Annotated in this window: 10 protein-coding genes; 5 read left to right on the forward strand and 5 right to left on the reverse strand. The window is 74.2% G+C overall.

The genetic code is table 11. The annotated features are described in order from the left end of the window. On the reverse strand, positions 1–980 hold a 980-nt coding region (locus IEZ03_RS07425; RefSeq protein WP_189241167.1), incomplete at its 3' end, for a saccharopine dehydrogenase NADP-binding domain-containing protein. Between the two features lie 114 nt (positions 981–1,094). Between IEZ03_RS07425 and IEZ03_RS07430 the strand changes: the two genes are divergently transcribed. From IEZ03_RS07430 to IEZ03_RS07440, 3 genes are read left to right on the forward strand one after another with little or no spacing between them, the layout of a single operon-like run. Further along, positions 1,095–2,075 carry a helix-turn-helix domain-containing protein gene (locus IEZ03_RS07430; protein ID WP_184886509.1) on the forward strand — a complete coding sequence of 327 codons (981 nt, stop codon included), beginning with the start codon at positions 1,095–1,097 and terminating at the stop codon, positions 2,073–2,075. 38 nt (positions 2,076–2,113) lie between these two features. After that, on the forward strand, positions 2,114–4,066 hold the full coding sequence (locus tag IEZ03_RS07435) for an SNF2-related protein (protein WP_184886511.1): 1,953 nt from the start codon (positions 2,114–2,116) through the stop codon (positions 4,064–4,066). Next, positions 4,063–6,198 (forward strand): DEAD/DEAH box helicase, encoded by a 2,136-nt coding sequence (locus tag IEZ03_RS07440; protein WP_184886514.1) that lies wholly within the window; start codon positions 4,063–4,065, stop codon positions 6,196–6,198. Before IEZ03_RS07435 ends, IEZ03_RS07440 begins: the two co-directional genes overlap by 4 nt. A 47-nt stretch (positions 6,199–6,245) precedes the next feature. On the opposite strand, the gene IEZ03_RS07445 is transcribed toward IEZ03_RS07440, so the two are convergent. Both IEZ03_RS07445 and IEZ03_RS07450 read right to left on the reverse strand, forming a co-directional pair. After that, positions 6,246–7,073, reverse strand: a complete 828-nt coding sequence (locus tag IEZ03_RS07445; RefSeq protein WP_184886516.1) for an alpha/beta fold hydrolase — start codon at positions 7,071–7,073, stop codon at positions 6,246–6,248. Between the two features lie 116 nt (positions 7,074–7,189). Further along, complete coding sequence (locus tag IEZ03_RS07450; protein WP_184886518.1) at positions 7,190–8,515, reverse strand: alpha/beta hydrolase; 1,326 nt, start codon at positions 8,513–8,515, stop codon at positions 7,190–7,192. Between the two features lie 67 nt (positions 8,516–8,582). Between IEZ03_RS07450 and IEZ03_RS07455 the strand changes: the two genes are divergently transcribed. Together IEZ03_RS07455 and IEZ03_RS07460 are read left to right on the forward strand one after the other, a co-directional pair. Beyond that, on the forward strand, positions 8,583–8,813 hold the full coding sequence (locus tag IEZ03_RS07455) for a hypothetical protein (protein ID WP_184886520.1): 231 nt from the start codon (positions 8,583–8,585) through the stop codon (positions 8,811–8,813). A 241-nt stretch (positions 8,814–9,054) separates the two neighbouring features. Next, the gene (locus tag IEZ03_RS07460) at positions 9,055–9,969 is read left to right on the forward strand and encodes a phosphatase PAP2 family protein (RefSeq protein WP_229808104.1); all 915 of its coding nucleotides are present in this window, start codon (positions 9,055–9,057) and stop codon (positions 9,967–9,969) included. 66 nt (positions 9,970–10,035) lie between these two features. On the opposite strand, the gene IEZ03_RS07465 is transcribed toward IEZ03_RS07460, so the two are convergent. Beyond that, the gene (locus tag IEZ03_RS07465; RefSeq protein WP_229808105.1) at positions 10,036–13,071 is read right to left on the reverse strand and encodes a bifunctional [glutamine synthetase] adenylyltransferase/[glutamine synthetase]-adenylyl-L-tyrosine phosphorylase; all 3,036 of its coding nucleotides are present in this window, start codon (positions 13,069–13,071) and stop codon (positions 10,036–10,038) included. A gap of 28 nt (positions 13,072–13,099) precedes the next feature. Next, positions 13,100–14,461, reverse strand: a complete 1,362-nt coding sequence (gene glnA2 / locus IEZ03_RS07470) for a gamma-glutamylpolyamine synthetase GlnA2 (protein ID WP_184886525.1) — start codon at positions 14,459–14,461, stop codon at positions 13,100–13,102. Positions 14,462–14,579: the final 118 nt, after the last annotated feature.

Below are 14,579 nucleotides of genomic sequence, written 5' to 3' on the forward strand. Positions count from 1 at the left end.
TCCGGCGCGTCGAAGATCTCGCCGGCTGAGGCGACGCCGGCCGCCCTGGTCCGCCCGGTGAGGATGCGGTCGACGGCCTCCACCACGAGCGGCGCGGTGACGGCGTAGATGTCGCGTCCCGTCGCCGTGGCGCGCCGCTCGGCGCCGCCGGAGCGCACGACGACGTCCACGACGAACGTCTGGTCCGAGCGGCCCAGTTCGTCGGCCGGGGCCGGCTCCGGGGTGTCCGGGGACGAGAGGTCCCTGGCCGCCTCGACCGTCATGTAGGTGCGCACCTCGGGGATGTCGAGGTGGCTGGGGAGGGTGACGACGTCGGCCATCGTGAACTCCCCGATGACGGCCCGGCGGCCCATCGGGGCGGGGAAGGGCCACTCCAGGGTCGGCGGGTCGTCGTCGCGGTACTCCAGGCGGCCGCTGGTGTGGCGGACGCGGCGGCCGTCCCGCCGCTGCCGGGAGACCGCGCCCGCGGCGCGCGTCCCGGCGGTGGGGTGCCAGCCGCTCAGCCCGTAGGCGACGTGCGCCTCGTCGGCCGCCGTCCAGTCGCCCATCGCGGCGGTCGCCAGCAGGTCGCCGAGGCCGCCGTAGAAGGCCATCGCGGGGACGACCACCGCTCCGGCGGCACGGGCGCGGTCCGCGAAGTGCGCGAACGTGTCGGCGTTGGCCTCGATCTCGGCGGCGACGTCCACGTACGGGATTCCGGCGCGCAGGGCCGCCTCGATCACGGGGGCGGCGGTCACGGCAAAGGGTCCGGCGGCGTTGACGACGGCCGCCGCGCCGGCCAGTGCCGCGTCGAGCGAGGCCGGGTCGTCGACCGACGCAGGCCGGACCTCCAGCCCTGAGCCGGCCGCCAGGGCCTTCAGCTTCTCGACGTCGCGCCCGGACAGGACCGGCACGAAGCCGCGCTCCCGGAGCCGTGCCACCACGAAGCGCCCGGTGTGCCCGTATGCGCCGTAGACCACCACTATCCGCCCTGATCCCACGGGGTTCTCCTTCTGGCTCGAACGACCCCTGGCGGGATCTGCCGGGACCATCCTGGCGAGCGCCCGCCGCGTCGGGCGAGTGTCTGGAACGCCATGATCCGTACAATTCCGGACATGAGCACTGTCGCGCTGGCCGTCACCGACGGGATGCTGCACTTCGAGCTGTCCCTGGCGTACGAGGTCTTCGGGTCCGGCGCCCCGCCCGGGGCGGCCGGGCCCTGGTACGACCTCGCCGTCTGCGGGCCGGGGGCGGTGCGGGCCGGCCGGTTCCGGCTGGAGCCCGACCACGGGCTCGGCCACCTCCCGCGCGCCGGCACCGTGGTCGTCCCGGGCTGGGCCGACACCGAGGCGGAGCCGCCCGCCGACCTGGTCGACGCGGTGCGCGCGGCGCACGAGGCCGGTGCGCGCGTGGCATCCCTCTGCACGGGCGCGTTCGTGCTCGCCGCCGCCGGCCTGCTCGACGGGCGGCGCGCGACGACGCACTGGGCGCACACCGAGGCCCTGGCCGCGCGCTACCCCCGGGTCGAGGTCGACCCGGACGTGCTCTACGTCGACGGCGGGAGCGTGCTCACCTCCGCCGGCAAGGCCGCCGCGATGGACCTGTGCCTGCACCTCGTCCGCCTCGACCACGGATCCTCGACCGCAAACGCGCTGGCCCGCCGCCTGGTCGTGCCACCGCACCGCGACGGCGGCCAGGCCCAGTTCGTCGCGAACCCGGTGCCCGCCCGGGACGGCCACCCGCTGGCGGAGCTCCTCGGCTGGGCGATCGAGCGCCTGGACCAGCCGCTGACCGTGGACGACCTGGCCCGCCGCGCGCGGCTGAGCCCCCGCCACCTGGGCCGGCAGTTCAAGTCCGCGACCGGCACCACCCCGCTGCAGTGGCTGCTGGTCCAGCGGATCCGGCACGCCCAGGAACTGCTGGAGAGCACCGACGACGGCATCGACGCCATCGCGGCGGCCACCGGCATGGGCACCGCCGCGACGCTGCGCCGGCATTTCCGCCGCACGGTGGGCGTACCTCCGGACACCTACCGCCGCACCTTCCGCGCGGGCACCCGGCCGGCCGCAGCATCTAGCCCAATTCGTCCGAATTGAGGCGTTGTGGCTGGCATCATGTCCGCGGAGGCGCGTGGATGAGGGAGCATGTCGGCCGCGTTCTGCGGGACGCCGGCACGCTGGAACTCGCCGCGATGAGACTGCTCGGCGAGTATTGGCGGGCGCGTCACGACGTGGTGGCGGCGGCCGGGCCGCTGCGGACGGAGGCGGCGCGGGAACGGCTCAGGTCCGTTCCGGTCACGCGGCTGAAGGACACCGCCGGCGGGCCGGTCCGGTTCGGCGCGGTGCGGGGCGCGGAGCTCGTCAGCGTCGCGGAGATCCTCGAATCGGCGCCGGAGGGGCTCCGGCTGCTGCGGGGTGTGGGGCCGGTCACGGCGGGGCGGCTGCACGGGGCCGCGCAGCGGCTGGCAACCGCGGCCGAATGGGCGGCGGGCCTGCGGATCGGGATCGTCCCGCGAGACGAGGCGGCGACCCCGCTGGTGGTCGCGCTGTACCGGCTGGTGAACGCCGCCCCGGACCTGCCGCGTGCCGGCGCGGCCGCCGAGATCGTGCGCCGGGACGTCCACGGGCTGCGGACCCGCGCCCGGTGCGTGACCTGGCGGCGGCGGATGCTCCGGACACGGTCCGAGCAGAAGGCGGGCTGGGAGGCGGTCGCCCGGCTGAAGGAACTGCTGGAGGATCCGGAGACGGCGCTGCTGAGGTCGCCGGACCTCCTCGGCCCCCGCGTCCCGGCGGAGGAGGCGTGGCGCGACTACGAGCGGCGTCCGGCCGACTACCAGGCCGTGCTGCGAGAGTGGGCGGAGGTGCCGGAAGGGGAGCCCGCCGAGGGTTTCCTGCCGGGCCATCTGGCGGCCCGGGTCCGGGCGCAGTCCCTCGACGAGACCTTGCTGCGGGTCCCGCTCCGCGGCTACCAGGCGTTCGGGGCACGGTTCGCGCTCCTCCAGCGGCGGGTGATCCTGGGCGACGAACCGGGGCTCGGGAAGACCCTCCAGGCGGTCGCCGCCATCGCGCACCGGCGGACCGAGCAGACCTCGAGCTTCCTGGTGGCATGCCCGCCGAACAAGCTGCACCGCTGGGTCCGCGACATCGAGGCGTACTGCTCGATCATCGTGCATCCGGTGCTCGCCCACCATCCGGGGTACTGGCTGTCCCAAGGCGGCATCGCCGTCGCCCCCTTCGACGCGCTGCCCTACCTGAACGTCCCGCCCGGCTTGGGGATGTTCGTGGTGGACGAGGCGCACCAGACCACGAACCGCGACACGCTGCGCGCGACCACCGTCACCCGCCTCTGCCGCGAGACGGAGCACGTCATGCTGCTCACCGGGATCCCAATGGACGAAAGGGTCGGGGACTTCCACGGTCTCCTCGGCCACCTGCCCGATCAGGCGGCGTACCGAGTCCGCCTGGAGCACGCGGCGTTAGGGTCGCGGGCCTTGCGGGCGGCGGCCGCGCACGTGTATCTGCGGCGCGACCAGCGGGACGTGCTCGCGGAACTGCCCGATGTCGTGCATGTGGACGAGCTGGTGCCGTTCAGCCGGGCGGGCCAGGCGGTGTACGAGGACGCGGAGGGCGACGTCACGGCGATGCGCCGCGCGGCGTACGCCGCCCCGAGAAGCTCGGCCAAGCTCAAGCGGCTGCGGGAGCTGGTCGGGGAGGCCGCGGCCAACGGCGTGAAGGTGGTCGTCTTCTCCTGCTTCGCCGACGTGCTGGCCACCGTCCATGACGCGCTCGGCGCGGGGACGCTCGGGCCCGTGACCCGCCGGACCCCGGCCACGCGCCGAGAGGACGCCGTGGCGGAGTTCACCGCCGCGCGCGGGCACGCCGTCCTGCTGTCGGAGGTGCAGGTGACACTGGACCTGCGCGGCGCGTCCGTGGTGATCTTCTGTGAGCCGCAGGCGGACCCGGACCTGGAGGCGCGGGCGGTGGGCCGCGTGCACGGAGCGGGGCGTCCCGGAACCGTGCGGGTGCACAGGCTGCTGACTCCTGGCACCGTGGACGAGCGGATCAGCGCGGGCGAGGGGGCGGGATGAGCGACGACGCGAGGAGCGTCCTGCGGGGCGGGTACGCGCTGCTGGACGCCGCGCGCGACCTGATCGCCGATCACCGGCGGGCCGTGGCGGACGTGCACGCGGCGCTGGCGCCGTTGCGGGCCGCGGCGGCGCGGGAGCAGCTCGGTTCGATACCGCCGGCCCGGTTGAAGGACGTCACGGACGGGCGGCTGCGGCTCGGCCCGCTGGAGGAGGCCGGGTTCACGAGCGTCGCCGATGTGCTGGACGCGCCGCCGTACCGGCTGCAGCTGCTGCCGGGGATCGGGCCGCAGACCGCGCAGCAGCTGCACGCGGCGGCGGAGAGCCTGGCGGAGGCGGCGGAGCGGTCGGCGAGCATCCGGATCGACGTCGACCGGCGGGACGAGGCGATGACGCCCGTGGTCGTGGCGCTGCACCGGCTGGTCAACGCGGGGCCGGAGCTGCCGCGCGCCCGGGTCGCCGCCGAGGAGGTGGACGAGCGGTTCGGCCCGCTGGTGCACGACGCGCGGCCGGCGGGGTCGTGGTGGCGGCGGGTCTTCACGCTGCCGGCGCGCCGGGAGCGGGCGCGGCAGGCGGTCGGCGAGCTGGCCGAGGCGCTGCGGGCCGAGGAGGCCCGGGGCTCCCGGCTGCTCATCTCGCAGGCGTCGGTGGACCTGCTGCGGCCGCATGTCTCGCCGGACGAGGCGTGGATCGACTTCGAGCTGCGCGCGTCCGACTACCAGACCCTCCTGGCGGACCTGGCGGCGCTGGATCCGGAGCGGGACGCCGCCCAGGGGTTCCTGCCGGGCGATCTGGCGGCGCGGGTCAAGGCGCAGCCGCTCGACGACACGTACCGGCGCGTCTCCCTGCGCGGTTACCAGTCGTTCGGGGCGCGGTTCGCGCTCGTCCAGCGGCGGGTGATCCTGGGCGACGAGATGGGCCTCGGGAAGACCATCCAGGCGATCGCCGCCATCGCCCACCTGCGGGAGCGGGGCGCGACGCACTTCCTCGTCGCGTGCCCGGCGAGCGTGCTGATCAACTGGGTCCGGGAGATCGAGTCGCGCAGCACGATCGCCGCGCACCCGCTGCACGGGTCCGGGCGCGCTTCGGCGCTGCGGAAGTGGGCCGGGGACGGCGGCATCGCCGTCACGACGCTGGCCACGCTGCATTCGCTGAACGTCCCGGGCGAGGTCGAGCTCGGCATGTTCGTCGTGGACGAGGCCCACTACGCCAAGAACCACGAGACCCGCCGCGCCCAGGCCGTCGCCCACTGGTGCGGGCGGACCGAGAACGTGCTGTTCCTCACGGGGACGCCGATGGAGAACCGGGTCGAGGAGTTCCGGAGCCTGGTCGCGCATCTGCGGCCCGAGCTGGCCGGGCAGGTGCGGCCGAGCGACGCGGCCATGGGCGCGCGGGCGTTCCGGTCGGCGGTCGCGCCGGTCTACCTGCGGCGCAACCAGCGGGACGTGCTCGTCGAGCTGCCCGAGGTCGTGCACGTGGACGAGCTGGAGGAGTTCAGCCGGGCGGACGCGGCGGCCTACCGGCGGGCCGTGGCGGACGGCAACTTCATGGCGATGCGCCGCGCCGCGTACGCCGTCCCGAAGAAGTCCGCCAAGCTCGGCCGCCTGGTGGAGCTGGTGGAGGAGGCCGACGCCAACGACCTGAAGGTGGTGGTGTTCTCCTACTTCCGGGACGTGCTGGCCGCCGTCCACGACGCGCTCGGCCCGCGGGCCCGCGGGCCGATCTCTGGCGGGACGCCGCCTGCCCTGCGCCAGGAGATGGTGGACGCGTTCACCGAGGAGCCCGGGCACGCCGTCCTGCTGGCGCAGATCCAGGCGGGCGGAGTCGGGCTCAACCTGCAGGCCGCCTCCGTGGTGATCATCTGCGAGCCGCAGGTGAAGCCGACCATGGAGGCGCAGGCGATCGCCCGCGCGCACCGGATGGGCCAGGTGCGGACCGTCCAGGTGCACCGGCTGCTGACGCCCGGCGGAGTGGACGAGCGGATGCTGGAGATCCTGCAGGTCAAGACCATGCTGTTCGACGAGTACGCGCGGCGCAGCGACCTCGCGGAGCGGACGCCCGACGCGGTCGACATCTCCGAGCAGGCCCTCGCCCGGCAGATCGTCGCGGAGGAGCAGGAGCGGCTCGGGACCTAGGGCGCGGTCCCGCCCCGGCTCCCGCTCCTCCGCCGGGCACGGACCCGTCAGGTGCGGAGGAAGTCCAGCAGGTCCTGGGTGAAGCGCTCCTTGTCTCCAGGGACGAGCGCGAGGCCGTGCGAGGCACCCTCGTACACCTTCAGCGCGGCGCCGGGGATCATCTCGACGCCCTTGCGGGCCGTGGCGTCGATCGGGACGATCTGGTCGTCGTCGCCGTGCACGATGAGCGTCGGGACGTCGAACCGGCGCAGGTCCTCGGTGAAGTCGGTCTCGGCGAAGGCCGTGACGCAGTCCACGCCCGCCTTGACGCTCTCCTGCATCGCCATGAACCAGAACGCGTCCCGGTTGCCCTGCGTGGCCTTGGCGCCGGGCCGGTTGGCGCCGAAGAAGCTCTCGGACATGTCCATCCAGAACTGCGACCGCTCGGCCATGATGCCCTTCTTGATGTCCTCGAACACCTGCGCGGGCACCCCTTCGGGGTTGGCGTCGGTCTGGAGCATCAGCGGTGTGATCGCCGCGAGCAGCACCGTCTTCGAGACCAGGCCGGTGCCGTGGCGGCCGATGTAGCGGGCCAGCTCGCCGCCGCCCATCGAGTGCGCCACCAGGACGACGTCCCAGATCCCGAGCGCGTCGATCAGGTCGTTGAGGTCGTCGGCGAAGGTGTCGAAGTCGTAGCCCTCCCAGGGCTGGGAGGAGCGGCCGTGGCCGCGGCGGTCGTGCGCGATGGCGCGGTAGCCGGCGTCGGCGACCGCCTTCATCTGGTCCTCCCACGCGTCGCCGTTGAGCGGCCATCCGTGGATGAAGACGACCGGCTGCCCCCGTCCCCAGTCCTTGTAGTGGATCTCGGTGCCGTCGCGTGTCTTCACGAAGCCCATCGGTCCCCCCGGAAGCAATGGTCTGGATTCCGGCGGCGCTGCCCTCCAGGCCGCCCTTTCCGGGCGTACCCGGCTTCCCCTGGTGAAACGCCCCTGGCCGCACCGGGCCGGGGCCGCTAGCCGCAGGTGGCGCCGCCCGCGGGGACCGTCCCCTGGAGGAGGTAGGCGTGCACCGTCTCGCGGACGCAGGGGTCGCCGGTGTCGTAGGCGCCGTGCCCGTCCCCCCGGAGCGTGAGGAGCGTCGCCCGCCCGCCCAGCTCCTTCGTCAGCGCGGGCGCCCACGCGTACGGGGTGGCCGGGTCGCCGGTGTTGCCGATCACGAGGATCGGCGCGGCGGACGGCGCCGACACCTCGCGGGCCGCGTCGTCGCCCGCCACCGGCCAGCCCGTGCACTCCAGCAGGCTCCAGGCCATCGTCGTCCCGAAGACCGGGGACGCGGCGCGGAACCTCGGCAGGAGCCGCCGGACGCCGGCCGGGGTGTGGCGGTCGGCGCCGTCCGCACAGGTGACCGCGGTGTTGGCGGCGGCGAGGTTGGTGTAGGTCCCGTTCTCGCGGCGGCCGTTGTGCGTGTCGGCGAGCATGAGCAGCAGCGAGCCGTCGCGCCGCTTGACCGCGTCGGCGAGGCCCTGCGCGAGGTAGGGCCAGGCGGCCCGGGAGTACAGCCCGGCGGCCACCCCGGTCGTCGCGAGGCTCTGGGTGAGCCGGCGGCCGGTGGACGTGGGCAGCGGCCGCCGGTCGAGCCCGTCCATGATCCGCCCGATGGACGCGACGACGGACGGGCCGTCGGCCCCCATCGGGCAGTGCTTGCGGCCGAGCCGCGCGCAGGCCGCGCCGAAGTCGCCGAGGGCGCGCTGGAACGAGGCGGCCTGCTGGAGGGCGAGGTCCAGGCTGCCGATCTTGGTGTCGACCGCGGCGTCGAGGACCGCGCGGCCGACCCTGTCGGGGAACTGGCGGGCGTAGGAGCCGCCGAGCCAGGTGCCGTAGGAGATCCCGAAGTAGTTCAGCTTCTCCTCGCCGAGGGCGGTGCGGATCACTTCCATGTCGCCGGCCGCGTTGCGGGTGCCGACGTGCGGCAGGAGGTACCCGGCGCGGGCCGCGCACCCCGCCGCGTACGCGGTCCGGTCGTCGAGGTACGCCTTCTCCTCCGCGGCGGTGTCGGGGCTGTCGTCGCGGGCGACGATCTCGTCCATCCGCCGGTCGCCGACGCAGGTCACGGGGGTGCTGCGCCCGACGCCGCGCGGGTCGAACGCGACCAGGTCGTAGCGCTTGCCGAGCTCCGCGTACTGGCCCGCGAACCGGGCGAGCGTGTCGACGCCGTCCCCGCCCGGCCCGCCGAAGTTGAACAGCAGCGAGCCGATGCGGCGGTCCGGCTCGGCGGCCGTCGTCCGGATCAGCGCTATGTCGATCTTCCGGCCGGACGGGTCGGCGTAGTCCAGGGGCACCTTCAGGGTCGCGCACCGGAATCCGGCCGGCGGCTTCGCCAGGCCCGGCGCCGGTTTCGGGAGCCCGATGCAGCGCTTCCAGACCGGCGGGGATACCGCGGCAGGGGGAATAACCGATTTGGCACCGACCGATTTGGCACCGGCCGATTCGACGGCGGCCGATTCGACGGCGGCCGATTCGACGGGGGCGGTCGTCGCCTCCGCCCCTTGTGCGGGCATCCCGCTCAGGCATGAGATCAGGCCGGAAACGGCCAGTGCGGCGGCACCGATCGGCACGGTGCCAGATATCGCCCTGTGACGGGCCATTCGTCCCCCCGTTCGTCTCGCGGGGGGTGATCAGGACGTACCCAGGTCCTCCTAGGCTGACTCCCGATCAGTGACGAGCTCCACGTGGGGAGGACACGCATTTGGGTACGGACCCCGAAAAACACTCCCCCGAAAGTCCGGATGCCGCGTCAGGGTCGTACTACTCAAGTCTGAGATGAAGACCATTCGCCGCGGTGATCACAGCCGGGGGCCGCCCCGCAAAGATAGGTACCATGGCTCAAACCGCCCCCCCAGCAGCCCGCGGACACGAGGCCCCCGAGGTTGAGCGCGGCGAGCGGCGAACGGCGGCCGCGGCGATGCGGCGCCGGGTGCTGACCGCGCCCCCGGTGTGGCGTGAGCTTCTTCTGGTCGTCCTGTTCTACACCGCTTATACGCTGACGCGCATCATTCTGGTTCAAGACGGTACCGGGCCCGCGTTCGAGCACGCCGACCAGATCCTCGCCGCGGAGCGCGCCCTGGGGCTGGACGTCGAGCTCTACCTCAACGAGACGCTGCTGACCGTGCCCTGGCTGGCGCGCGCGGCGAACGTCTTCTACGCGACGATGCACTTCATCGTGACGCTCGGCGTCGTCGTCTGGCTGTACCGGTACCGTCCGGAGCACTACCGGTGGCTCCGCACGTCGATCATGGTCGCGACCGGGGTGGCGCTGCTCGGCTTCTGGCTGTACCCGCTGGCGCCGCCGAGGTTCCTGCACCACGAGGGCTTCGTCGACCCGGTGACCGCGCTGCACTCGCTCGGCCTGTACGCGAGCGACGCGTCCGGGACGCTCACCAACCAGTACGCGGCGATGCCGTCGATGCACGCCGGATGGGCGCTGTGGTGCGGGGTCGTCGTGGTCAAGCTGGCCACGCAGAAGTGGGCCAAGGCCCTCGGCGCGGTGTATCCCGCCACGACCGTCGTCGTCATCCTCTCCACCGCCAACCACTACGTGCTGGACGCGGTGGCCGGGATCGCGCTGGTCAGCGGGGCGCTGTGGCTGTCGTGGGCGCTGTACGCGCGGTGCCCGAGACCGCTCCTCGTCGCGCGGGCGCGCGTCTCGCACCGCCTCGCGCAGCGCACCGGCCGCGGCACGGCCGGCGGCCGCCCGGCCGGCTCCCCCGCCACCCGGTGCGCCGGACGCACCTGACCCGCACCTCCGATGAATCCGCGCACCGATGACCGCCGCGTACCGCGCTGGTAGTACACCGGCCCGTCACTCGGCCCCGTAGAAGACGCGGTCCACGACGGCGCGGGCGCGGCGGGCGTTGCGGCGGTGGTCCTCCAGGAGGTCCCCCGTCCCCGGATAGCCGAGGACGCGGGACACGGCGCTGCGCTCCCGGTGGTGGTCGGTGGGCAGCAGATCGGACGCGCGGCCCCGCACCAGCATGAGCGCGCCGCGGATGCGGGTCGCCAGGCACCACGCCTCTTCGAGGACGGCGGCGTCCTCGGCGTCGAGGAGGCGGGCCTGGACCGCCGCGTCCAGCGCGTCCAGCGTGCGGGTGGTGCGCAGCGCGGGGACCTCGTGCGCGTGCTGGAGCTGCAGCAGCTGCGCGACCCACTCGACGTCGGCGAGGCCGCCGGGGCCGAGCTTGGTGTGCAGCCGGCGGTCGACGCCGCGCGGCAGCCGCTCGGCCTCCATCCGCGCCTTCAGCCGCCGGATCTGCCGGACGGCGGCGTCGTCGATGCCGCCCTCCGGCCAGCGGACCGGGTCGATCAGCGCGCGGAACCGGTCGCGCAGCCCCGCGTCGCCGATCAGCGGGTCGGCGCGCAGCAGGGCCTGCGCCTCCCACGGCTCCGACCAGCGGGCGTAGTAGGCGGCGTAGGACGCCAGCGTGCGGACCAGCGGCCCCTGCCGGCCCTCGGGGCGCAGGTCGGGGTCGATCTCCAGCGGCGGGTCGGGGGCGGGCAGCGCGAGCAGGCGGCGCAGTTCCTCGGCGACGGCGTGGGCGGCGCGTCCGGCGGCCCGCTCGTCCGCGCCGGGCAGCGGCTCGTGGACGAACATCACGTCGGCGTCGCTGCCGTAGCCGAGTTCGTGCCCGCCGAACCGGCCCATCGCGACGACGGCCAGCCGGGTCGGCAGCGGCTCCCGCGACTCCATCTCGATCTTGTGGACCGCGGCGCGGAGCGCGGCCTCGACGGTGACGGTGGCGATGCCGGTGAGGGCGTCCCCCACGGTCCGGACGTCGGCCATGCCGAGCAGGTCGCCGACCGCGACCCGGAACAGCTCCCTGCGCCGGAGGCCTCGCACGACCCCCACGGCCTCCTCCGCCGACGACGCGTCCTCCGCGTGCCGGCGGGCGGCCGCGAGCGCCTCGGACCGGAGGGATTCGAAGGGACGCGGGGTCAGGTCGGCGTCGCTGCCGAGGATCGCGACCGCCTCGGGGGCGCGCAGCAGCAGGTCGGTGGCGTAGCGGCTGCACCCGAGCACCCAGGCCATCCGCTCGGCGACGGTCACCTCGTCCCGCAGCAGCCGCAGGTACCAGGGGGTGGTGCCGAGCGCGTCGCTGACCTGCCGGAAGCCGAGCAGGCCCGCGTCGGGGTCGGGCGCGTCGGCGAACCAGCCGAGCATCACCGGCAGCAGCGTCCGCTGGATCGCGGCGCGCCGCGACACCCCGGACGTCAGCGCCTCGATGTGGCGGAGCGCCCCCGCCGGGTCGCCGTAGCCGAGGGCCTCCAGCCGGGTGCGGGCCGCCTCGGGGGTGAGCCTGGCCTCCTCCCCGGGGAGCCGCGCCACCGCCCGCAGCAGCGGCCGGTAGAACAGCTTCTCGTGGATGCGGCGGACCTCGCGGGCGTGCCGCCGCCACAGCGCGGTGAACTCCCCGACCGGGTCGGTGCGCAGCCCGAGGGCCCGGCCGAGGCGGCGCAGGCCGTCCTCGTCGTCGGGGACGAGGTGGGTGCGGCGCAGCCGGTGCAGCTGGACGAGGTGCTCCACCCGCCGCAGGAACCGGTACGCCGAGGCCAGCGCCGCGGCGTCGTCGCGCCCGACGTACCCGCCCTGGGACAGGTCGGCGAGGGCGTCCAGCGTGGTGGGGCTGCGGAGCGTCTCGTCGGCGCGGCCGTGCACGAGCTGGAGCAGCTGCACGGCGAACTCCACGTCCCGCAGCCCGCCCGGGCCGAGCTTGAGCTGGCGTTCGGAGTCGGCGGTGCGGCGGCCGAGGTCGGCCTCGACGCGGCGCCGCATGGCCTGGACGTCCTCGACGAAGCTCTCCCCTTCGGCGGCCTTCCACACGATCGGGGTGATGGTGTCCATGTAGCGGGCGCCGAGGTCCGCGTCGCCCGCGACGGGGCGGGCCTTCAGCAGCGCCTGGAACTCCCACGTCTTGGCCCAGCGCTCGTAGTAGGCGCGGTGGCTGGCGAGGGTGCGCACGAGCGGGCCGGCCTTCCCCTCGGGGCGCAGCGCGGCGTCCACCTCCCAGAGCGCGCCCTCCTCGGTGCTGGCCGAGCAGGCCCGCATCATCGCGGACGCCAGCCGGGTCGCGGTGCGCAGCGCGGTGTCCTCGGGCTCGTCGCCGCCGTCGCCGCGGGCCTCGGCGACGAAGATCACGTCGACGTCGCTGACGTAGTTCAGCTCGCGCCCGCCGGTCTTGCCCATGCCGATGACGGCGAGCCGGCACGCCTCGTGCCCGGGGACCTCGGCGCGGGCGACCGCGAGGCCCGCCTCCAGCGCGGCGGCGGCGAGGTCGGCCAGCTCCGCGGCGACCTCGGGGACGTCGGCCGCGCCGATCAGGTCGCGTCCCGCCAGTGCGAGGAGCCGCCTGCGGTACGCGACGCGCAGCGCGACGAGGGTCTCGGGACCGGATCCGGACGCGACCGGCTCCGCGGCGGCCGGGTCGGCGCCGACGGCGGCCAGGAGGTCGTCGCGGGGCGTCCCGGCCGGCGGCGGCCCGCCGTCGCGCAGGACCCGCCAGTGGCCGGGGTGGCGGGCCAGGTGGTCGCCGAGCGCGGCGCTCACCCCGAGGACGGTGGTGAGCCGCTCCCGCGTGCCGGGCTCCTTCGCGAGGGCGTCCCGCAGCTCTCCGGCGGCGCCCTGCTCACCCGCGGCGGCGAGCAGGCGCAGCAGCCCGGCCAGCGCGAGGTCGGGGTCGGCGGTGCCGCCGAGGACGTCCAGCAGGTCGTCGCCGACCGGGCCGGCGCCGTCGCGCTCCGCCTCGCGCAGCAGCCGCTCGGCGTGCGCCGCGCCGGTGAAGCCGAGCCTCGCCAGGCGCCCGGCGAGGGAGGGACGGCGATCGGAGGTCCAGGACTCGGTCACAAGGTCCACCGTAATCCGGCGGACCCCCTCAAAGGACCGCCAGCAGCCGCTTCCGTTCGAACTCCGTTACCTGGCGCCGGTAGTCCTCCCACTCCTGGCGCTTGTTGCGCAGGAAGAAGTCGAACACGTGCTCGCCGAGGACGTCGGCGACCAGCTCGCTGCGCTCCATCGAGTGGATCGCGTCGTCCAGGTCCTGCGGGAGCGGCTCTATGCCGAGGGCGCGCCGCTCGGCGACGGTGAGCGCCCACACGTCGTCCTCCGCGCCCGGCGGAAGCTCGTAGCCCTCCTCGATGCCCTTCAGCCCGGCGCCGAGGATCGCCGCGAACGCCAGGTACGGGTTCGCGGCCGTGTCCAGCGACCGGAACTCGATGCGGGTCGAGTGGCCCTTGTGCGGCTTGTACATCGGGACGCGGACGAGCGCCGACCGGTTGTTGTGGCCCCAGCAGATGTAGGACGGGGCCTCTCCCCCGGCGCCGGCGGCGGAGCCGACGTTGCCCCACAGCCGCTTGTAGGAGTTGACCCACTGGTTGCAGACCGCGGTGATCTCCGCGGAGTGGCGCAGCAGCCCCGCGATGAACGCCCGCCCGACCTTGGACAGCTTGAACTCCGCGCCCGGCTCGTAGAAGGCGTTGCGGTCGCCCTCGAACAGCGACATGTGGGTGTGCATGCCGGAGCCCGGGTGCTCGGTGAACGGCTTCGGCATGAACGAGGCGTACACGCCCTGCTCCAGCGCGACCTCCTTCATCACCAGCCGGAACGTCATGATGTTGTCGGCGGTGGTGAGCGCGTCGGCGTACCTGAGGTCGATCTCCTGCTGGCCCGGGGCGCCCTCGTGGTGGCTGTACTCCACCGAGATGCCCATCGACTCCAGCATCATGATCGCGTTGCGGCGGAAGTCGTGCGCGGCGCTGTGCGGGGTGTGGTCGAAGTAGCCGCCCGCGTCGGCCGGCTCGGGCTCGCGGCCGTCCTCCGGCTTGTCGTTGAGGAGGAAGAACTCGATCTCGGGATGGGTGTAGAAGGTGAAGCCGAGGTCGGCGGCCCGTGCGAGCGCCCGCTTGAGGACGTAGCGGGGGTCGGCGAAGCTCGGCGTCCCGTCCGGCATGAGGATGTCGCAGAACATGCGGCCGACGCCGGGCGACTCCGACCGCCACGGCAGCACCTGGAACGTGGACGGGTCCGGCTTGGCGATCATGTCGGCCTCGTACACCCGCGCGAAGCCCTCGATCGCCGACCCGTCGAACCCGATGCCCTCGGCGAATGCGCCCTCCAGCTCGGCGGGGGCGACGGCCACCGACTTCAGGAACCCGAGCACGTCGGTGAACCACAGCCGGATGAAACGGATGTCGCGCTCCTCCAGGGTGCGGAGCACGAACTCCTGCTGACGGTCCAAAGCCTTCTCCCTCGGTACTGCCTGCCGTACTGTCCTGCCGATGGACGCGAGGCAGGGTGCGCGTGCCGGCCGACCGACGGTCCGGCCACATTCGCAGTATGCCCCGCGGCTGTTACCG

This window comes from Actinomadura livida (assembly GCF_014648675.1).
In the GTDB taxonomy this organism is placed as follows: domain Bacteria; phylum Actinomycetota; class Actinomycetes; order Streptosporangiales; family Streptosporangiaceae; genus Spirillospora; species Spirillospora livida.

Coding starts and splice junctions, on each gene's coding strand:
- IEZ03_RS07430 (WP_184886509.1), top strand. CDS start 1,095: ATGAGCACTGTCGCGCTGGCCGTCACCGACGGGATGCTGCACTTCGAG.
- IEZ03_RS07435 (WP_184886511.1), top strand. CDS start 2,114: ATGAGGGAGCATGTCGGCCGCGTTCTGCGGGACGCCGGCACGCTGGAA.
- IEZ03_RS07440 (WP_184886514.1), top strand. CDS start 4,063: ATGAGCGACGACGCGAGGAGCGTCCTGCGGGGCGGGTACGCGCTGCTG.
- IEZ03_RS07445 (WP_184886516.1), bottom strand. CDS start 7,073: ATGGGCTTCGTGAAGACACGCGACGGCACCGAGATCCACTACAAGGAC.
- IEZ03_RS07455 (WP_184886520.1), top strand. CDS start 8,583: ATGCAGCGCTTCCAGACCGGCGGGGATACCGCGGCAGGGGGAATAACC.
- IEZ03_RS07460 (WP_229808104.1), top strand. CDS start 9,055: ATGGCTCAAACCGCCCCCCCAGCAGCCCGCGGACACGAGGCCCCCGAG.